15 protein-coding genes are annotated in these 21168 nt (G+C 47.1%); 4 read left to right on the top strand and 11 right to left on the bottom strand.

Annotated elements, in window-relative coordinates; translation table 11 throughout:
- Positions 1-405 carry a ribosome silencing factor gene (gene rsfS / locus NIASO_RS13485; RefSeq protein WP_008586646.1) on the bottom strand — a complete coding sequence of 135 codons (405 nt, stop codon included), beginning with the start codon at positions 403-405 and terminating at the stop codon, positions 1-3.
- Between the two features lie 95 nt (positions 406-500).
- Here rsfS and NIASO_RS13480 point away from each other — a divergent pair, with 95 nt between their 5' ends.
- Positions 501-1256, top strand: a complete 756-nt coding sequence (locus tag NIASO_RS13480) for a biotin--[acetyl-CoA-carboxylase] ligase (protein WP_008586643.1) — start codon at positions 501-503, stop codon at positions 1254-1256.
- Positions 1257-1387: 131 nt separating this feature from the next.
- Here the strand turns inward: NIASO_RS13480 and NIASO_RS13475 are convergent, their stop codons facing one another.
- Complete coding sequence (locus NIASO_RS13475; protein WP_008586641.1) at positions 1388-1732, bottom strand: DUF4157 domain-containing protein; 345 nt, start codon at positions 1730-1732, stop codon at positions 1388-1390.
- 174 nt (positions 1733-1906) lie between these two features.
- Between NIASO_RS13475 and NIASO_RS13470 the strand changes: the two genes are divergently transcribed.
- Positions 1907-2500 (top strand): Uma2 family endonuclease, encoded by a 594-nt coding sequence (locus NIASO_RS13470; protein WP_008586639.1) that lies wholly within the window; start codon positions 1907-1909, stop codon positions 2498-2500.
- On the opposite strand, the gene bcp is transcribed toward NIASO_RS13470, so the two are convergent.
- Positions 2497-2964 (bottom strand): thioredoxin-dependent thiol peroxidase, encoded by a 468-nt coding sequence (bcp, locus tag NIASO_RS13465; protein ID WP_008586637.1) that lies wholly within the window; start codon positions 2962-2964, stop codon positions 2497-2499. The two genes, NIASO_RS13470 and bcp, sit on opposite strands and share 4 nt — an antisense overlap.
- A 13-nt stretch (positions 2965-2977) precedes the next feature.
- Positions 2978-4837, bottom strand: coding sequence for a M23 family metallopeptidase (locus tag NIASO_RS13460; RefSeq protein WP_008586636.1), 1860 nt, complete (start codon positions 4835-4837; stop codon positions 2978-2980).
- Between the two features lie 213 nt (positions 4838-5050).
- Between NIASO_RS13460 and NIASO_RS13455 the strand changes: the two genes are divergently transcribed.
- The gene (locus NIASO_RS13455; RefSeq protein ID WP_008586632.1) at positions 5051-6025 is read left to right on the top strand and encodes a c-type cytochrome; all 975 of its coding nucleotides are present in this window, start codon (positions 5051-5053) and stop codon (positions 6023-6025) included.
- 32 nt (positions 6026-6057) lie between these two features.
- The gene (locus NIASO_RS13450; RefSeq protein WP_008586630.1) at positions 6058-7653 is read left to right on the top strand and encodes a S8 family serine peptidase; all 1596 of its coding nucleotides are present in this window, start codon (positions 6058-6060) and stop codon (positions 7651-7653) included.
- A 63-nt stretch (positions 7654-7716) separates the two neighbouring features.
- Here NIASO_RS13450 and NIASO_RS13445 read toward each other — a convergent pair whose 3' ends face one another.
- The 7 genes from NIASO_RS13445 to NIASO_RS13415 all read right to left on the bottom strand — a co-directional run bounded on the left by NIASO_RS13445 (position 7717) and on the right by NIASO_RS13415 (position 21137).
- Positions 7717-9372 carry a sodium:solute symporter family protein gene (locus tag NIASO_RS13445; protein WP_008586628.1) on the bottom strand — a complete coding sequence of 552 codons (1656 nt, stop codon included), beginning with the start codon at positions 9370-9372 and terminating at the stop codon, positions 7717-7719.
- Positions 9373-9399: 27 nt separating this feature from the next.
- The gene (locus tag NIASO_RS13440) at positions 9400-11964 is read right to left on the bottom strand and encodes a glycoside hydrolase family protein (protein WP_025298972.1); all 2565 of its coding nucleotides are present in this window, start codon (positions 11962-11964) and stop codon (positions 9400-9402) included.
- A 23-nt stretch (positions 11965-11987) separates the two neighbouring features.
- The gene (locus NIASO_RS13435; protein ID WP_008586624.1) at positions 11988-14264 is read right to left on the bottom strand and encodes an FAD-dependent oxidoreductase; all 2277 of its coding nucleotides are present in this window, start codon (positions 14262-14264) and stop codon (positions 11988-11990) included.
- Between the two features lie 32 nt (positions 14265-14296).
- Positions 14297-15109 (bottom strand): sialate O-acetylesterase, encoded by an 813-nt coding sequence (locus NIASO_RS13430; RefSeq protein WP_008586622.1) that lies wholly within the window; start codon positions 15107-15109, stop codon positions 14297-14299.
- A 6-nt stretch (positions 15110-15115) separates the two neighbouring features.
- Complete coding sequence (locus tag NIASO_RS13425) at positions 15116-16402, bottom strand: golvesin C-terminal-like domain-containing protein (protein WP_084568283.1); 1287 nt, start codon at positions 16400-16402, stop codon at positions 15116-15118.
- A gap of 136 nt (positions 16403-16538) precedes the next feature.
- Positions 16539-18068 (bottom strand): RagB/SusD family nutrient uptake outer membrane protein, encoded by a 1530-nt coding sequence (locus tag NIASO_RS13420; RefSeq protein WP_008586619.1) that lies wholly within the window; start codon positions 18066-18068, stop codon positions 16539-16541.
- 21 nt (positions 18069-18089) lie between these two features.
- On the bottom strand, positions 18090-21137 hold the full coding sequence (locus NIASO_RS13415) for a SusC/RagA family TonB-linked outer membrane protein (RefSeq protein WP_008586618.1): 3048 nt from the start codon (positions 21135-21137) through the stop codon (positions 18090-18092).
- Between the last annotated feature and the right edge of the window lie 31 nt (positions 21138-21168).

The raw sequence follows: 21168 nt of genomic DNA, 5'->3' as shown, positions 1-21168 counted from the left end.
TTATTCCTGATGGTTTTTGGACGCTGCATCGCTCCATAGTTCCTCAAGATTGTAAAATTTGCGTTGTTCTGGTAAAAGTATATGCACTACAATATTCACATAATCCATTAATACCCATTGTAATGTTTGGGCTCCTTCGCGTTGGTACACATTTTCGCCTGTTTCTGTTTTTACAAGGTACTCTATATTGTCGGCAATGGCTTTTATCTGGGGAGCGCTGGAGGCCTCACAAATAACAAAAAAATCAGAAACGGCCTCAGGGATCTGTCGGAGATCAAGCGAAACAATATTTTCACCTTTTTTTTCGTGGATGGCGGAAATAATAGTCTTGAAAATCTTTGAATTTCTTGTAAGCCGGGCTGTACCTGAAATTTTACGTTTTGTTAGCGATGCTAATGGTTCCAAACAGCGTATTTTATATTTTAATTAAAAGGAACGACGCTCTTTAACAAACGCAGGTTCCGGAAACTTTATTTTACTTTGCTCAAAAATAGCAAATATTGACTCAGCATCGCCAAATTCCTGCTATAATTGAACTTTTACAAGTAGATAGCACCAATAACTATGCCCTTGGTTGTATACGTGAAGGTTTGGCATATCATGGCATGGGAATTTTTGCGCATGAACAGGTGGCTGGCAAGGGACAGCGGGGGAAAAAATGGACTGCCCCCCGGGATCAGAATATCAATCTGAGCCTGATTATTGAGCCGGAAGCATTAAATCTGAACCATTTATTTGATTTGAGCGCCCTTGTTGCACTGACTACCCGGGCGTTCCTGGCTGAAAATGCCCCCGGAGACTGGTATATAAAATGGCCTAATGATATTTATTTCCAGGACAGAAAGGCAGTCGGTATGCTGATAGAGAACATCCTGAGCGGACAAAAATGGAAATGGGCCGTGATTGGCGTCGGCATAAACATTAACCAGGAGGCTTTTCCGGCGGAACTGAACCGGGCGGTTTCCCTGAAACAGGTTACGGGGAAAACCTATAATTGCCGGGAACTGGCCGAAGTATTGGCCACAAAACTGATTGATAAGATTAACAAATTCCTTGCAGACCCTGATAAAAATGCAGGGGAAAACCTTGAAAACTATAATGAGCATTTATTTATGAAAAACCGGCAGGTAACTTTTGATCAGGGCGAGTGCCGGTTTAACGCTGTGGTAAAAGGGGTCACCCGGGATGGAAAACTTGTGTTGGGGGGAGCGCCCAGGGAGGAATATGAGTTTGGGGAGCTGGTCTGGGTGTTTTAAGGCTAGTTCGATGGGCAAAATCATTGGATGTTGCTATGAAACCATTGAGGGTTTTATTAAGTGCGGCCGGATGACTTACCGATCTAATATTTTAGTGAATGGCGGCAAAAGCCCAAACCTTTAAGACAAGACTAAACTGTTGAATCAGCACTATCTTGAAACATTTCAAACCGGGCGCAAATGAGTGGATCCTTTTCCGCGGCCCGTGCCTCCCGCTCAATCGGGCAATCATAATAGCCATAACGCATTGTTTGCAAAATATACCTGAAAAGAAACCCCCATAACCCATATCGTTCATATTGTTCAATATGCTTCAGTTCATGCCGCAACCAGCGTTCATCCTCCAGGAATTCCGCCCGGGTTGCTCCGTACAAATGAATGGTGTGGTCAATGACCATTGCTACGGCCTTCGACTTCAATTTCCCCGCCGCCAGCCGGGCAGGAAAGGAGTTCTCTTTTATTCGGAAATAATTCATGAAGGTCTTCTTTAAAATCAGGGTATTCAATTTCTAGCTATGGAACAAAGACCTGTGAGGTTTTTTCACGATGGAAAAGTTAAACCTCACAGCCATAAAAGCTGATGCCTGGGCTATAGTCCGGTCAAAAATACACCAGAAACAGGTCATTCAGAAAAGTTGTAAATTGCAGTTATGGAAAACATAGTCAACGAACCGGCGCCGGCATACGAAAAGGCATTTTATACTATTGCGGAATACCTCGAAATGGAAAAGGCCTCCCTCCAAAAGCATGAATATTACCAGGGGGAGATCTTTGCCATGTCTGGAGCCAGTGCACGGCATAATGTTATTTTCTCAAATATGATAGGCGAGTTGTATATCCGTCTTAAAGGGAAGTCTTGCAAACCTCTTGGTAGTGATATGCGCGTTCATATTCCGGAAAACACCTTGTTCACTTATCCTGATATTTCGATTTTTTGTAGCGATATTGTTCCTTCTCCTGAAGATGCCGATACCGCAATTCAACCCACCGTATTAATTGAAATTTTATCGCCATCCACCCGCAATTACGACCGGGGCGGTAAATTTAAATTATACAGGGATATTCCTTCTCTGAAAGAATACCTGCTAATTGATTCGGAGGCGATCAACATAGAAGTGTTCCGTATCAACACCTCCGGCCATTGGGAGCTGGAGGAATATAAATCGATCGCAGATCGTTTGCACATTGCTGCAATTGCCGCTTCAATTGATTTGAAAGATATTTACGAGGGCACCAAACTTTAGCGTTTCAAACTTTTTATGATTTCCTCTGCGTGCTTGGCGCTTTTGGGCTTCAGGAAAATTTTCTGAATGATACCCTTGTCGTCAATAACAAAAGTGGTACGGTGCAGCCCCATGTATTTGTTACCGAACATCTGTTTTTCGCCCCAAACGCCGTATTTATCAATGATCGTATGTTGCGGGTCGGCAATTAAAGGAAAGGGAAGTGAAAATTTTTGCTCAAATTTTTTATGCTTGGCCACCGCATCCGGGCTGATGCCAATAATCTTTAACCCTTCCTTTTTCAGAAGTGCGTAATTGTCACGCAAATTACAGGCCTGGATGGTGCAGGTAGGGGTATCATCCTCAGGATAAAAATACAGGACCACTGTTTGTCCTTTAAAATCTTTCAGCGCAATTTTATTCCCGTCCTGATCCAGACCGGTAAACTGGGGCGCTTTATCCCCTTCTTTTAAATGTGTTGCCATGGTTTACAGAGTTTTACTTTTTTCTTTTACTGACCGCATGCCCTGATTTTGAGGTTTTTTTTGCTGCAGTATGTTTTGTTTTCAGTTTAGACGCCGTTTGGGTATGTTTCTTTTGCGTTCCTGTTACATGATGAGCTTTTGATGCCGGTTTTGTTTCCCTGGCTGTATTGGTTGTGGTAAAGTTCCAGCTTTTTACTGTTGTATTGCCTGCAATATCTGTAACCGTAACTTTAAGCGTATGATCCCCGGGCGGCACTTTTTCATCAAAGTAATAAAGATACCTTCTTCCTTTATCATTTGTGAAACGGATCCATTGGTCGTCAATTGTTGCGCGAAAACCGGCAATACCGTAATTGTCCGTTGGGGTGAATGCGATCCTGGAAGACCGGCTTAAATGTACAGGGTCGCCGCTGCCAATACTATTGATGGCTGGCGGTGTATGGTCAACAAAGGCTTCAAAGGTTCCAAAATCCCTGAAGAGAGCGGTCATCCACGGGCCGTTCCAGACCGCTTTCTTCACTGAAGATGTATTTCCTCCTGTTCTTTTGATAACTACCCGGTCCTTATCCTCCGGGGCGATTGGTTTATCCGGCCTGATCCGTATTTCAAAATCGCTATGCACGGGGATAAAAGGCTCTCCCAGTTTATATTTTGCTGAAACGCTACTTCCTCCGGAGGAAGAAAGCTTTGCATAGCCAGAGTTCATTTTGTCGTATAGGACAAACATGGGCAGGTAAGCCTCAAAGTCGTCTTTAAAAATACGGTTCAACCGGTTTGGCAGCCATTCATACGTTTTTTCCGGCGGTGGGGTTCCGCTGTTCTTTATCCTGAATGCCAGGGTAGTGGCGTTACCCCTGGTATCGCTTACGACGATACGCACCTGGTGTTCCTCATGGTCTGTTAACTTTATGGTGTTGCGTCCCCGGCCCAAGTCATAATAAACAGAACCCCTGTCTCCCTGAAGCCTGGAAACATGCTGCACCCATCCGCCCCCGGTCGTTTTCATTTTATAGTCGATCTGTGCGTTCAGGTAACGGGTATCGCTGTAAGAAATACTATCAATATAAAAACTGCTGATCTCGCGGTCGTCTAAAAACAGGCGGGCGCTGTAAATGCCGATCCTGCTGCCGGCGCGTCCCCAGGTATCATATGCCTGGATGGCAAAACCCAGGTTATTGAGCGCCGTGTTGAGGATGCCTCCCGGAATGGTATACGTGGCATCGGCCGACCGGGCCACGGGAAAAACCGAAGGATGCTGATCGTAAGTGCTGTTATTCCGGTCGTACAGAACAACTTTTGTTATCGTAGGAGCCGAATGATCCGTAATGGGCATACCAAAAAGATCGGGGTTAAGCCGCCTTGCGGATTTGGTATCAATGATCTCCCAATGCACGTGCGGCCCTTGCGAGCCGCCGGTACTGCCACTAAAAGAAATAAAATCTCCTTTTTTTACCGGGAATTTCCCGGCGGGAATGGTTAAATGCGTTTCCCATGATTCCTGCTGGTATTGGTAGTTTTTTACATAGGCTTCCAGGTCCGGCCGGAAATTATTCAGGTGCCCATATAAAGTAGAGAGACCGTTGGGGTGATTGATAATGATCCAGCGGCCCCAGCTCAACGATTCAATACCTACAAAGGCGATATAACCATCTGCAGCGGCCACTACCCGCTGATTTTCTTTTTGATTGGTGCGCACATCCAAACCCATATGCCAGTGGTTCGGCCGCAACTCGCCCATATTGGCCACAATATCGGGCTGTAGTAGGGTGGGCCATCGAAAATAATCTTTTGGATATTCAGGTTGATGGTATAACTGGGCATACGAAACAGCGCCCATTAACAGGAGCACGGATAGTAATAAATGCTTTGCCATTTTGCCAAACGTACACTAAATTTTTCATCCGGAAAATTACACAAAGGGTGGATGAGAAATTTAACGGAAGTTCCCACTGACCAAAAAACAATAAAAGATATACAAGAAAAATATAATAAAACAATAAAGACAGGCATCGCTATTTTGAGCGATATGCACCTTTTACAGTCATGAGGTGCGTATTTTTATAGGAAACGTATAAAACTTCTGTCTATGAAACGTTTTCTGAAACTACTGGTCGTTGGCATTCTTCTTTTTGTTGTTTGTGGCTTGGGCTATCTGAAGTTTGTGCTGCCCGCCGTGGGAAAGACGCCGGATATACATGCAGCGCCCACGCCGGACCACGTTGAAAGAGGCCGGTACCTGGCCAATCACGTTGCGGTTTGTATGGACTGCCATTCAAAAAGGGATTGGAATATCTTTTCTGCGCCGCCGCTGGCAGAAACCCTGGGAGCTGGAGGTGAATATTTTGGACGTGAAGTAGGGTTCCCCGGAAAATTTTATTCCAGGAATATTACGCCTGCCCATCTTTCTAACTGGACCGACGGTGAAATTTACCGAACCATTACAACAGGTGTAAACCGGGAGGGAGAAGCGTTGTTTCCGGTAATGCCGTACTTAAATTATGGAAAAATGGATCCTGATGATGTGCTGAGTATTATCGCTTATCTCCGGACCCTGACACCTAAACAAAACGATCCGCCGCACCGGGAGATTGATTTCCCCATGAATTTTATTTTAAATACTATTCCGCAAAAAGCGGTTCCGGAGAAGCGACCCGACTCTGCCAATAAGGTGCAATATGGAGCCTACCTGGTTACGCTGGCTGCCTGTATCGAATGTCATACACCGGTTAAAAACGGGCAAATTATCCCGGAGAAAGCATTTAATGGAGGGCGGGAAATGGTGCTGCCCGGTGGCATATTACATACAGCGAATATAACACCGGATATAAAAAATGGCATTGGTGCATGGACGGAAAGTATGTTTGTCAGCCGGTTTAAGTCCTACAGCCACCCCGATAGTTTGCCCGCCGTAGGAAAAGATCAGTTTAATACCATTATGCCCTGGAGCATGTATGCGGGGATGACAGAGAACGATCTGAAGGCGATTTTTGCCTATTTAAGAACCGTAAAACCTTCCGATAATAAAGTGGTTATTTATACCCCCAACCACAAAAAAGGGTAGCACTTCTTCAGCAATAAAAGTTATTTTCATATATGCGAATTACTCTTATTGCTATAACTATATTGTTGTTTAATTACGGCACGGTATCAGCACAGCCGGTAAAACCCAGGATAAAGAACTGGCATTATCTTGATTTTGCAAAAGACGGGTATCATGGCATCAGTCTGAACCAGGCCTATGAATTGTTAAAAGGACGAAAAAGTGAACCGGTGATCGTAGCGGTGATCGACAGTGGCATTGATACCTTGCAGCCGGATCTGAAACCGGTGCTGTGGCATAATCCCCGCGAAATTCCCAATAATAAAAAAGATGATGACGGCGACGGGCTGGTTGATGATTATTATGGCTGGAATTACCTGGGCGCGCCCAACGGAGAAAATCTGTCGGTAAGTATCAGCGATGATTGGAGAACCTATCACCGGTTTAAAAAACAATTTGAAGGAAAAGACAGCGCCCAGATCCCGAAAGAGCAGCAATGGCAGTACCGGGAATGGAAGCGTGCCCATCAGAAGCTGACCCATTCCTATGACAACGCCTCAAAAATAATTGATAACCTGAGAACCAACTGGGATATCGCCAACCGGTCGGACACCATTCTGAGAGAAATGCTGCACAAAGAAGTGTTTACGGCAAAGGACCTCGATACCTTTCACGCAACACCGGCTGCCCAGCAATTGGTCAGTATGTGGAAAGAGATCTTTGCGGGCAGGCAGGTTAATAATATAGAACTTTTAAAAGGATTTGGTGATTTTAAAAAAGAGCAGGAAGATAATTTAATAAAGCTGACCACCGCTCCTAAACCCTACCGGGACGAACTGCTGAAAGACAACGGGTATGATATTACCAAAGTAAAATACGGGAACAATAATCTTACCGGCTTTAGCGGCTATCATGGCACCAGTGTAAGCAGTGTTATTGGGGCGGTGCGTAATAATGGTATCGGGATCGATGGCATTGCCGATAATGCGCGTATCATGATGATAAGAGGGATCCTGGGAAAGGATGAATATGATAAGGATGTGGCGGTGTCTATCCGGTATGCTGTGGACCACGGAGCAAAAGTGATCAATATGAGTTTCGGGAAATCTGTTTCCCCGGATAAAAAATGGGTGGATGAGGCTATTCAATATGCGCTTTCAAAAGATGTGGTATTGGTGCATGCAGCCGGTAATGATGCAACGGATAATGATACAGACGACAATTATCCAAGCTCACATACGATCGAAGGCACACCGCTACCGAATATAATACAGGTCGGCGCCAGCGGCGATGCCAGTGTAGGCGGCATTGTTGCAGCCTTTAGCAATTATGGTAAAAAAACAGTCGATGTTTTTGCCCCCGGCGTGGATATTAACTGCGCTATTGCCGGCAACGGAACACAACTGGCCAGCGGCACCAGCCTCGCAAGCCCTGTGGTGGCGGGTATTGCAGCCCTGCTGCGCTCTTATTTTCCGTCACTGAAAGCTGCTGAAATAGTGGATATCATCAAACGATCCGGCGCCGCCGTTACAGAACCGGTTGTTAAGCCTGGCACGGAGGGAAAGGTATCGCTCTCCGAACTATGTAATTCCGGCAAGATAGTAAATGCGGCCGGCGCCGTAAAAGCAGCAATGGAATATATAAGGTAATCGTACCTGATATTTTTCTACCAACCTGTTGCCCCGCTGGGTTGATCTTTTTTGTAAGCTTAATTAATTTCTAACCCGTGCTGCCCTGAAAATGGGCAGTGAGGTTGCAAGGACCAGGATCCCAACAATTATTGCAACCGTTCCTTCCCGGGCAACGATCCCCAGCGCCGTTACGCCGGTGCCTACAATTGCTACCGAGGCCGCGATCACTTTTATCCCGAAATAATTTTGCTGGGTGGCGGTTGTTTCTTTATCAGTGGACGCCCATTCCCGCGAAGCGGTAGCAGGCATTTCCTGAATTGCACTTTGCCCCTTCAGCCAATAATAAATTTCAAAACAAAACAGTACCAGCACGGGGATACCCACCCCCAGAGCGGTTTCCCATACCCGGTTCAATTTATGCCCGATCAACTCCTGGCCCCATAGTTTCAAGGCAAGGCTGATCACCAAGCCCATCAATGAAGCCGTAATCACAGAAACCGAAGTCTGCCTTTTTGAATACAGCGTCCATATGATCGGAGCAAACAACGCGCCGCCCGCAATGGAGGCGGTGCTTAACACCATTTCCACGATACCGCCGATCATGGGCACCATCATGGCGATGCCGATAGTGATCAACCCGAAGAGTACCGTGAAAAAACGTGCGGCCCTGATCAACGCTTTTTCGGAAGCGCCGGGATTGATCGTTTTCTTGTAAACATCATGCGCAAATACAATCGCCATCATATTAATGGTGGTATTGGCTTTGCTGGCGCTGGCCGAGATCATGCCGGACAATACCAGGCCTATCAACCCTGCGGGCAATACCTGCTGGCAGATCATCATATAAGCTCCCTCTGGTTGCAACCCTGTTAAGTTTGGGTTGATGACGCGATAGATCATCGGCGGCAGCATCCAAACAAAAGGGCTTATAAAGTAAAGCGCTGAAAACAGGTAGGCCACTTTCTTTGATTTTTTTTCATCGGCAACGGAGGTGTAGCGCTGCACATAGGCCCAATTACCACCGATATACACCGTTTGGTATGCAAGGAAGGCAAGGAAGAATCCGAAAGAATATTCGCTGTTAAAAAAATTGAAAAAACCGGGAGGTGTTTCATGAAGAAATGCCTGCACGCCCCCCACCTCTTTAAAGGCCATTGGAATCACAATGAGCACGGCCGCCGTCAGGATCACAAACTGCACGACGTCGGTTACTAATACCGCCCACAATCCACCTGCCGATGTGTAAAGAATAATAATGGCCCCGATAATAAAGATGCAGGTGTTTAGTGAAAGGGGAGTGGCCACGCTTACCATTTTCCCCACCGGATACAGAACAGACGCCGTGGTAAACAGTCCGTGCAACATGATCAGGAACGTATAAAATTTCTGAGTTCTTATACCCAACCGGTTATTGATATATTCCGCGGCGGTAACCGCCCGGGTCCGTTTCCATTTGGCAGCGATGAGCCAGGCCACCAGCAAGCCTCCAAAGACCATGGTTAGCTGAATGCCATTAGCCACAAACCCGCTTTTGTAAGCAATAGAGCCCCACACCACAAATGTGCCGGCTGAAAAATAACTGATGAACAGTGAAATACTATTGATCCACCAGGGCGTTGATCCACCGGCTTCAAAGAATGCGGAGGAATTTTTACCGCTCATGCGTGTAAACAGCATTCCTATGCCAAGGATCAGCAGTGCAAAAATTGCCATTACAAAAAAATCGAGTTGCTGCATTGTATAGTATTGATGGGGCGATTTATTTTATTGAAAGGCGAGAACTTTTACGCCATAGGGTTCCAGTTGCTGGGATTGCGTTTCACCTGCCTGGGTCGTTGCTGTTCCGGGCAACATCGTTACCGAACTCCGCCGGCGACCGTCCAGTTTATTCCATTGGATCCGGATATTTCCAGTGACGGGTTTATTAATATCATTGAGTAAAATAAGGAACACCTTTTTTTTGTCTTTGCTTTGAGCGGTAATGTATTCTATATCCGGATTATCGCATTCCACTAATCCATTGCGAAGGATCAGATCAGCATTGGTTCCGTAAATAGATCCGGGTTGAAATCCAACGGATTGGTGCGGACCCACCTTGGGTGTAACAAATCCTCTTGGAAACCATACCGCATCTTTTGTTCTGAACTGTGTTTCCGCCAGCAGGTAGTCGGTGATCCAGCCGATCTGCCACCAGGCGTGATGCGGATACGGGCCCGCCCCCTGGCTCATCACATCCCAGTAATAAGAAGCCACGCTGGTTGGTTCATCTAAAAAAGCATCTCTTCCAATAGCGGCTGCGCGTGCCATTTCAATGAACAGGCTGTCGCCGGTAAGCTGAAACATGCGTACAAACAGGCCAGCGTGGCTGCAAAGCAAAATGGGGCCATGATCGTTTGATGAGCCCAGGATGCCTCCGTGCTCAAAGCTAAGTCCGGACTGTTCAATTTGCCAATCCTTTATGGCAATGCCTTTAACCAGCTTGGTCTTTTCGGAGGCCTGCGGGTGTGTCATAATGGAAGAGCAATATATTTTTGCTGTTGTGATAGCTGCATCCCTGTATTTTTGGTCATGGGTCAGCTCAAAAAGATCTAAGAGCGCCTGTGCAGACTGCCCCGTAGCAAAATCCGGTGCGTAGCGCGTGTCGCCGCATACCCCAATAAACGCTCCTTTATCAACCGCATTTTTAATAAACCAGTTGGCGCCTTTTTTTGCGGCAGCCAAATATTTTTCATCTTTCAAAATGCGCGCGGCTACCAATAATCCGTAAAAGGTAGGCCGCAGGTCTTTTAAATCGGTAAACAGGGGTTTCTTCGTAACCCGGTCGTAGGCTACGTCCCAACTGCCATCAGGTTTTTGCCATTGCACTAACAGATCGGCGCCCAACCGCAGGCGGCGTTGCAGCTCTTTGTTTGCCGGTTCAAATAACAGGATGTTCCCGATGTCGAGCATTACATAATAAGTAAGACTGATGGGCTCCACAAAATCGCCCCACTCCTCCACAAATTTTTTTCTTTTGGTAAGGTAATACTGACCGATGGCCGCTCCTTTGAAAAAGCCGGTATCGGTTTGCTGTTGGGCCAGTTTAAAATTCAGCGCATACGGCAGCAGACTGTCTTTTAGCAGCGGGTCGTTGGTTGCGTTGGCCAGCATCCACATGGCGCCGTAGTCTGAATTTTTAATGGCATCGCCCTGGGAGCCTATAACACCACCCTTGTAGGATTGGCCTGCAATTTCCAGACCCTTGTAATTAGTGAAATTGACCAGCGAGGTTTTGGGGTTGGTGAGGTACCGGTACATACGTTCCACTCTTTTGCTAAGTGATTGTGTATTGGTGCGCAGGGCCAGTTGCTCCTTAAAATGATTGATATCGTTAACCACATGCGCCAGCATTTTATCCCATGGGCCGTTTATAAAACTGATCCGGAGACCGTATTGTATCAATGTGTCGCTTTTTAACAGCGATAAGGGTTCCCCCAGGACCGGGTAATACACTGTAGGAAACAACGCGCTGTTCCTGTTTTTATGGGAAACCGCTACATCCCAATCGTTGTTGGTTTTATGATCATAACGCCAGGGGTCGCGTCCCAGTTGCGGATCCGGCGTTGCCGCAACAGAAATATTATTGTTGATCGTAATAATAGCGGTTAGGGTACCAGCACCCCGTTCCCGGTATAACGCCGGCACTTCGGGCACTCCCTGGCCGTAGGCATATCCCTGCGCGATATTTTTTTCGAAAGAGCGCCCCTGGAAATAGCCCGGTACCGTAGCCCATTGCATATCTTTTTCAGGGATAGAAAATAAGGTCGGACTTGCCAAAGAAAAGTATCCTGCTTTTTTTGTTTGTAACTGTTGTTGAATAATAAGATCGCCTTTATAACTATTGTCCAGGGAAACGAGGGTAGTAACGGTTGCCATTGGGGCATCATAAACAAACTGAACCGTATGGTTATTTACCTGCCTGGCTTTTTGAGGGTAGAAGGAAAAAGCCGTTCCCGCTGTATTGAGCGCTACCGGTGTTGCAGCATCGGCCCACCTGTTTTTCAAATAACGAAAAAGTGTATCCGGCCAGGGCGTACCGGCCACTGTTGTAAAGCTGGTGGGGGTGGTACGGCCCGGTTTTTCTGCAGCGTACAACAAGGTATAATTTCCTTCAGGTTGTAACAGCGGCACCCATTGATCGGCTTTTTTAAAAGCCATGCGGCTTATTTTCCACCCTCCGGGTGATGCGGTCCATTCAATTTGCAGTTGCTCATTAGCCAACTGCACTTTTTCCTGCGCCGGGAGGGATGCTGCAAACAGCGAAAGAACAACAATAAAAAGACACTTCATACTATCTGGAATTAGTTTATAAATCATTCAAAGCACAACACTTCAAAAAGGGCTGCAGGTGTGGTCGATGACGGATGTTGTGGCGCTATTTTTATCTGGGTGGTGTGTGCTCCTTCCTCAAAATAAATGGTATTACGCGTTTGATAATTGCCCTTTTTTTCATAAATCTTTTCGCCCTGGTCATTATAAATGACATAATCACGCACGCAAAAGGGCATCACAGTTTCAGGATGGGTCATGAGAACTGATTCCATGGGATGATCAAAATCGGTGTCAAAAGAAAGGGCTATTTTTTTGATGGTTACCGGTTGCTTCCATTGTAAAGTGATTGAGGGTTGTGCATCCTTAAAATCGGCGACCCAGGCGTTGGGTTGCGTGGTAGGCCGGGCAATGCCATTCTTTATACTGGTTGCGGTAAAGCCATTAACAGGTTCACTTAGGGTGAGCGCCAGGTTATGGCCTGCCGGGCGGCGCTGCGGGCACCAGAACTCAAACGGATCCATGCCGATATTTTCAGGGGGCTCCTGCCGGCCATAATTGGAAACAGCGGGGTTAATCGTATTGAAGATGGAAAGAATACCCGTAATGCGCTGTGAAGAACGCGCAACTTTTACAGCCGGATTTTTATGCAGCACCAGGAAAATATATTGCTCCCCATCAAGAACGATATCAGGGCGAACGGATACCTGGTTTGCTCCGGGCCGGAGTGTATAATGAAAAGCCGCCAGTGTGGTGTCAGGAGTATAACTGCCGGTTCGGGAGCAAATTCTTAATTCAGCATGGAGCACCGTATCCGTTTCGCTATACACCAGCAGGGATATATCTGGGATCTTTCCACCGCCGAAAGGCAGCATCTGGGCAATAGCAGGATCCAGGTCGAGGAACTGACCATCGGCCGGCAACTCCTGTAATTGCAGTTCGCTACTGGCTGTTATAGTGGCCAGGGTTGTTATATTCCCGGGATCCGGCAGGTGAATGCCCGGAATATACTGGCCGGTATGGATCAGCTCTTGCTGTAATAATGTTATTTTACCATTATTGATAATGTCTGCCGGAAGGCATTGGTGTTCTTTGCAAAGCCTGGCTGCAATGGCTACGGCCTGTGCCACATAAGCGCTGGTAGCCATCACCCTTGAAGAAGCAAAAGCCACGTGCGAGCTGCTGATGATCCGGCCCGCCAGGAACAGGTTTTTGATATTCTTTGAATAGATGCAACGATAGGGAATAGGATAGATGCCCTTACTATGCCATTGATCGCAGCCGGGAGCGCTGGAATAAATACCATCGGCCGGGTGCAGGTCAATGCTCCATCCGCCAAAGGCGATGGCGTCCGCATGGTGGCGCTGCTCTACTATGTCCTGCTGCTTTAAAATATAGTCGCCCTCAAAGCGGCGGCTTTCCCGTTTTCCGGGGATCATGCCCACCCATTCCAACGTTAAGGTTTCGGATTCAGGAAAATTACCGGAATTTTTAATATAATTCCATACGCCATACACCACCTTCCATAGTTCCCATTTTATTTTCTCGGTGTCGTGCACGGTATCCATCCGGCCTCCATATTCGATCCACCACAACTTGCAGCCATATTCTTTGGCGTTAAAGCTTCTGAAGCGTGGAATAGTTTTAATATCTTCCAGGGCAAAGGCCGGCGGGATAAATTTTACGGGGCGGCCCGTGTCTTTTGAATAGAAATAGAGCGAATGGCCCAGGAGCTCACCGTATTCCTCCGTTGGTGCAAAGGGTTCATTAAATTCCTGTTTACTTTCGGCTCCCATTCGAAAGGCGGCCCCGGCTAAGAATCCCAAAACACCATCGCCGGAGGCATCGCAGAATAAAGGGGCTTTTAAATAATATTCGGTTTGGTTCTGACTGCAATACGCTTTTACTGCGGTGATAAGCTCCTCCTTTTTATCAAGGTCATACACCACTGTATTTAACAGCAGCTCAATATTGGGCTCTTGTTTTACCTTATCCAGCAGGATGCTGTCGAAGATGATCGGATTTCCTTCGGGATTGCGATAGGTATTTTCTACCAGTATTTCATCTACCAGGCCGCCTTCCCTGGCCCAGCGGTTATTGTTGCCCATATGGGAAGTGGCGCCCAGCACCCACAGGCGCACTTCGCTGCTGGCGTTACCGCCTAACACGCTGCGATCCTGTACCAATGCTACTTTCAATCCCTGCCGGGCAGCAGTGATGGCGCAGCAAATACCAGACAACCCGCCTCCGGTTATGACCAGGTCTGCATTAATGGGCACCAGCGGAAAGCGCCGCTTGTCACTGCTTTCTGATTTTATCATTTTGCTTTATTCTTTATCTTTTTTTAATCCGTTTACTTTTTTTGTGCTGCAATTTTTTGTGCAGCAATGACTCCGATGTGGTTCAATGCTGTTTGATTGTAGTGGATGTCATCTTTCATCCAGCCTTTTTGCTCAAAAGTTCCTGTCTGATCATAAACCATATAAACCTGTTGCTTGGTGTTGCAGAGCTGCACCTGTGCCCTCCGCACTGCATCAAATCCCTTTTTAGGATGATTGCGATAATAGCCTGTTTGGATAATGTAAAACGGCACGGCACCCAGGGCCTTTCTGAACCGGCCGATCAGCAATTGTAAGGTTTGGGCATATTCTTCCGGGGTCAACCGCCCGGCATTTATGGCATTGGCATCGCGTTCGCCCTGGCTCCAAATGATTCCATTTAGCGGGCATTTGGCGAGCCTTATTGCTGCTTTTGTTTTTAAGAGGGCGCTGTCAAACAATGGTAATGTACCAACAGTGTCCCAGGTGCCCATGCTGGGCAGTTCTGCTTTATAATTGCAGGAACTGCCCCCTCTTGCCGCCGCAATAATGATGACCGTATCTTTTGTAAGTTTATGATAGGCTGCAGCAAACGAGGGCCAGGCGCTGCCGGTATGTGCCTGTTGTAAATGGAGTTCTTCCTGCCCTACGGGGTCTGCCAACAAACAAAAGGTGTTGCCTGTAAATACATATTCATATAAAGGCGCCGTGGTGTTTTTTACAGACAAAGACGCATCGCCCTGCCCCACACCATTGCTTTGCCCTGCCACCAGGAACAGTGCTTTTTGCGCGCTGGCCGCAGCGGATAATACGAGCACGGATAATATAACAAGGCTCAATTTTTTCATATCCGTTCAGGAGGTTTTTACAAATTTTGCAGCATCTGCGATCACATATCCGGTATTGCGGACGATCAATTTGATCAGATTATTCCAGCCCTGCCGGAAGGGATAGTTGCCGATCTTCACCCATTCGCCGTTATGTTCCTGCTGGTTAATGGATTTTGTGGTATCATTTTTCAACCCGCCGTCGTACCAGATCTCCAGGGGAACCTTACTGCATCTGTCTGCACCAGCCACCCATCTTAAATAAATATCGTAATTGCCCGCTTCACTTATAAAGGGCCTGAACAGCGCCCAATCCCGCAAAGGATTATAGGTTTCCTTACGCTTGTATTTATAATAGTTGTGGCCATAAAAGTTGCCTTCTGCGGCTATTTCCCAGTAATCGCCCATATTAAATCCCCAGGCGTCAGAATTGTCTATGTAAATGGTTGTTCCTTTTTCATAGGCCGGTTCCCATTTGGGGGGTAATGGTGCATCGGGGTCTTTAGCATAACAGCGGATATATTCAATATAATCATATACCGGCAGTTTTGTTTCAACATTGGTTTGAGTGGCAATAACGGTAAGCCAAAGATTTAAGGAATAGTGTTTATGATCCTCTTCCGGAGCCTCAATGGTATGGGTGATTTTCCCATCAACAAAAAATTTTATTCCTTCCGTTGTATATTCATAGCCATATATATGATAGTCATCTGCGGCATCAAAACCCAGGTCTTTATTGGGAACGGAGTGCCATTTCTTTTGGCGGGAGGACCATCCATCCGGATAGATCCACAGGTTATGGTTGGAAGCTTTGGTTGATTCCATCTCAAAAATATCTATTTCCATAGACCGGTCCGAACTGAAGGTTAAAAACCCCGTTCCTTCCTGCGCCCAAAAAGAGTGATGCCAGCCTTTGGCATTGGTAAGCTTTGCTTTTACCTCATAATAGCCATGCTGCCATCTTCTTTTTGATACAATACCGGCACCGGTATAACGCATGCCTAAAAAATCTTCCTGCTTCATGGCCAATAGCAGCCGGCCATCCGCTACGCTAACATTTTCGGGTCGTTGGGCGCTGTTCATCTTTATGTCTCTGCGGTAAAACCACTCCGATTCATCCAATTTGTTACTCTTGAAATCATCTTCCCAAACAAGATGATACCCTTCAGGGCGGTAGATGCCATCTGGTACCTTTTCTTCTGGTTTTTTCGGAGTAACAGCGGCAGACGCCGCTACATTAGTATAAGCCATCGGCAGGGTTGATAAGGCAAGCCCTTTGCCTATTTGCTGTATGAATTTTTTTCTTTTCATCATTTGATTTTTGATCAGTAGCTCAGGCTTTTTTAAAACGGAATGAACTATACTGTTGCCGTTTTAACGGATCCTGAAACAAGTTAAGCATAACGCGGTTCTGTACGCCCGTTGCGATTATAAAACTGCAACTATTTTATCATTTCCAATCCGGGTTTTGTTCCAGTTTTGAGTTCGCATTTACCTCATCCAGCGGAATGGGGAAATACCGGTTTCTTGCCTGCGGCGTCCGCACCGGATACACGTCGTTAACACATTTGGGAACCACCTGTAAAAAAGTATTGGTACGGGTTAAGTCATACCAGCGGTCGCCTTCGCCGAAAAGCTCCCAACTGCGTTCCTGGAGTATGGCAGCAATAAGCTGATCTTTGTTGAGGCTTGCGTCCAGGTCTGCAAGCCCTGCCCGGTGACGCACCGTATTCACATAATCCAACGCTTCCGTGGTTACCCCATTTTGACGGGCGGCGGCTTCTGCGGCGATCAGGTATACGTCGGCCAGCCGGAAGATCTGGATATTGATGGCCCCGTTCTGTCCGGTGGCATTCGGATCCCTATATTTTTTAATCAGTACTCCGTGCTGGGTTATCGGGGTGATATCTTTCTGGTGCACCACCTTTCCCTGTTTATTGATATAAAAGGTATCCATAAGTTGCCGGCGCTGGTCGGCCGGATCAAAAGAATCAAAAAAGGACTGGTACATAAATGCCGATCCGTAAGTGGTGGGAGCGTATTGCGGCCCGTCGCTGTTTTTGGGGCCAAAGAGACCAATCACCTGGGTAGAGAACCCAGGAGAAGTGCGCTCACATTCCAACGCCCACATGTTCTCTTTGCGGGCAACATCTTCTTTGTCCACATTAAACACATCCAGTACGTTATCCATAAGACCATACTTGCCGGAGTTGATCACGCTTTTGGCTTTGTCCAGGGCCAGCGACCAGTTTTCATTATACAACGCAGCTTTTGCATATAAGGCCAGGGCCACTTCTTTTGAAGGGCTGCCTTTCCGGATGCTCCCGGAATAAGACGGGAGTGCCTGTACCGCTACATCCAGATCCGCAAAAATCTGTTTATACACATCGGCGCGAGGGGAGGTTCCTACCATTGCATCGGCAATATTAGCGCTGGGCGTGGTTTTGATCACTACGTCTCCGAAATTTTTTGTCAGTGTCCATAAATAAAACGCGCGCATATAAAAAGCCTCTGCAATGATCACCGCTCTCCGGGCGGTGTCCATATTGGTATTAGGCACTTTGCTGATGACTCCGTTGGCTTTTTCAATTCCTGCGTAGCAGGACTGCCAGATCTGCTCCGGCGATTCAAACTGCCGGCTGAAGCTCTTTTGTGTGGTATAGTTGGCATCGTAACTAAAAAGGGTATACGTGTCTCTTCCCACCACCGGCCGGGGATACATCTGATCGGCGCTAAAATCAGAAGCACAGGTTGCTGCGGTGCTGTACATGTCTGGCAGAGGGCCATACACGGCTACCAATGCGGCCTCGGCATCGGCTGCCGTTTTATAAAAGTTATCTGTAAAAATGGAAGAATAGGGTTGTTCCTTTAATTGCTTGGAGCAGGAGGCTGCCAGTACCAGAATGCAAAGACATCCGCTGACATACGAAAGGAATCTATATTGTTTTTTATTTTTCATTGTATGGGCAATTGAAATCATGAATAATTTTTTAGGCGCTGTTTAAAAGGTGACCTGTAAACCTGCCAGGAAGGAACGGGACATGGGGTACACCAGGTTATCGATCCCGATCAGCGTATTGGAGCCTCCGAAGGAATTTACTTCCGGATCATAGCCGCTGTATTTTGTAAGGGTAAGCAGGTTGTTTCCACTTACATAAACGCGTACACTGCTGATCCCTTTAATAGGCGGCAGGCGATAGCCCAGCGTAATGTTCTTTAAACGCAGGTAAGAACCCTCTTCAACAAACCGGTCGGAAACGGGCAAACGACCACCCTGGTATCCGCTGGCATACTCATTATTGGGGTTAGTGGGCGACCACCGGTTCACGGCTCCTTCCACCACGTTTCGCCCACCCAGCGGGTTTTCAAAAGTGTACCGGCTCAGGTTGAATATTTTATTGCCCTGAACACCGGAAAGGAAAAAGGAGAGATCAAAATTCTTATAACTGAGGTCGGAAGAAAAACCAAAAATAAATTTCGGATTTGCATTACCCGTGATTTTCTGATCGGCCCCGGTAATCTGGCCGTCGTTGTTCAAATCAGCCACTTTCACGCCTCCGATCCTGCTGCCACTTCCGGGCAATACGGTTTCGCCGGTTTGATAAATACCGTTAAAGACATAGGTTTTAAAGATGCCCAATGGCTGACCTACCTGCAACACGCTATAAGGGTTTAATACATATTCCTGAACCCCGTCTGCAAGGGCTAACAACTTGTTCCGGTTGCGGGTAAAATTGGCATTGGCGTTCCACCGGAAAGCACCGGTAAGAATTTTTGCATTCACAGAAAACTCAATGCCACGGTTCTGTATGCTGGCAAAGTTGCCGGTTACAGCAGTATAGCCGGAAGAAAGCGGCAGTGACTTCACAAATAACAGATCTTTTGTGGTTTTATCATAATAGTCCGCCACAAGGTTGATCCGGTTGTTTAAAATCCCCACATCGATCCCCACATTGGTTTGTGTGGATTTTTCCCAGCGCAGATCAGGGTTGGGTATGCCGGTGGGGCTTAAACCAATGGTATACACATGATCAAATATGTAATTGCTGCCACCACCGATGAGCGCCAGCGACTGGTAGGGAGAAATGGCCGCGGCATTACCCGTTAACCCGTAACTGGCTCTCAGTTTAAGATCGCTCAGCCAGGTACTGTTTTTAAGGAACGGTTCTTCAATAATACGCCAGGCGCCGGCAACGGCGGGGAAGAAGCCCCATTTATGATTTTCGCCAAATTTGGAGGCGCCGTCATACCGCGCGGTAACATCAACAAAATATTTGTTGGCATAACCATAGTTGATCCGCCCCATCCAGGAGTTCAGCACTTCCTTAGACCGGTAGCTGCTTACGGTACGGTTGGTGGCTAAACCAACGGACTCGTCTGTAGTGGCATCATTGGGGAAGCCACTTGCAGAAATGGAGTTGGAGTTATTGTTAATATGTTGCAGCGCATATACGCCCGTAAACTTCAGCGAATGATCGCCAAATGTTTTGTTATAGGTAAGAATGCTTTCATGCAGCCAGTTCAGACTGTTGGAATTTCCTTTGGCCGCGCTTCCGGAATTTACATTCCGTTCTGCCTGCCCTACAATGGAAAGCGGAGAATAATAATCGTTGAGCGTGCCCCCGATGTCTGCATTAAAAGTACCCCGGTAGCTGAGGTCTTTATTTGCCTTAGCTTCCAGGTACACGTTGGCCAGCGTGCGTTTAATAGTGTTCTGATCCAAAATTTGCGTCAACCCTACCGGGTTCGATATTTCCCGGTAGCGGCTGTTAAACTGGTCGGAGAAAGGCCATTCGCTGCCGTCTTCCCGGTACGGGACCAGCGTGGGCGGCGCACCGAGGGTTGCTCCCACAATACCACTTTTTACCAGCGGCCCGTCGATGGAATTAATACCCGTGGGAATATTATTGTTGATCGTATAACTGGTGAGGATACTGGTACCGGTTTTGAAATGTTCATTGATCGTATGATCAATAGTAGCCCTCAGGGAATAACGTTTAAAGGAGGAACCGATGATGATGCCATCCTGGTCGAAATAGTTCCCCGATAACGAAAAGTTTGTTTTTTCTGAACCGCCGCTTACCGAAACCTGGTAGTTTTGAATAGGAGCTTTGCGATAAATAATATCCTGCCAATCGGTTCCTTGTCCCAGCGATTGCGGATCAGGATAAATAGCGGTATTGTAAATATCGTTTTCGAGCTGCGCAAATTGTGCAGCATTCATCATTTTTAATTTTTTGGTGATGCGCTGGCTGCCATAATACGTGTCGAACTGAATGCGTGTAGCGCCTTTCTTCCCCCGCTTGGTGGTGATCAGCACCACACCGTTGGCCCCCCGGGCGCCGTAAATGGCCGCCGCAGAAGCGTCTTTTAAAATTTCCACCGATTCAATATCATTCGGGTTGATCGTGGATAAGGGGCTTACATCCGTAACACCACCGCCATTGGAGATCTGGATGCCATCGACAATATACAGCGGTTCAGATGATCCGTTGATGGAGTTGGTTCCCCGGATGCGGACGCTGATATTTCCCCCGGGGGCAGCATTGTTCTGCGTGATCTGCACCCCGGATACCCGTGCCGCCAGCCCCTGGGCAACATTCACAACAGGGGTTTGGGTAATGTCTGCCGCCTTTACAGATGCGATGGAGCCGGTTGAAGCTATTTTTCGCTGGGTACCATATCCGACTACTACTACATCATTCAGGTTCTGGATATCCTGCCGCAATACCAATACCAGCGGCTTGTTATTTTTTACCATAACAGAATCGGATATAAAACCCTTATGGGAAACCACCAGGCTTGCATTGGCAGCAACCGCCGTTAGAGTAAACTGTCCGTTAGGGTCTGTTTGTGTTCCTTTGGAAGCGCCGGAAATGATAACCGAAGCCCCGCGGACCGGGCTGCCGGTTTCATCGGTAACGCGGCCCTTAACCTCCCGCAGGGTGGATTGCGCCGTTGCGGTTTGCAAAAACAGCCCGGCAATGATTACGACGGCGCTGCAAAATACTTTTAGCAAAAATGCTTTGATGGAACAATTTTTTTTCATTGTGATGGCTGCTTGTTAATTACAAATAAAT

The organism is Niabella soli DSM 19437 (assembly GCF_000243115.2).
Lineage (GTDB): Bacteria > Bacteroidota > Bacteroidia > Chitinophagales > Chitinophagaceae > Niabella > Niabella soli.
This window is presented reverse-complemented; position numbering and strand designations above follow the sequence as displayed.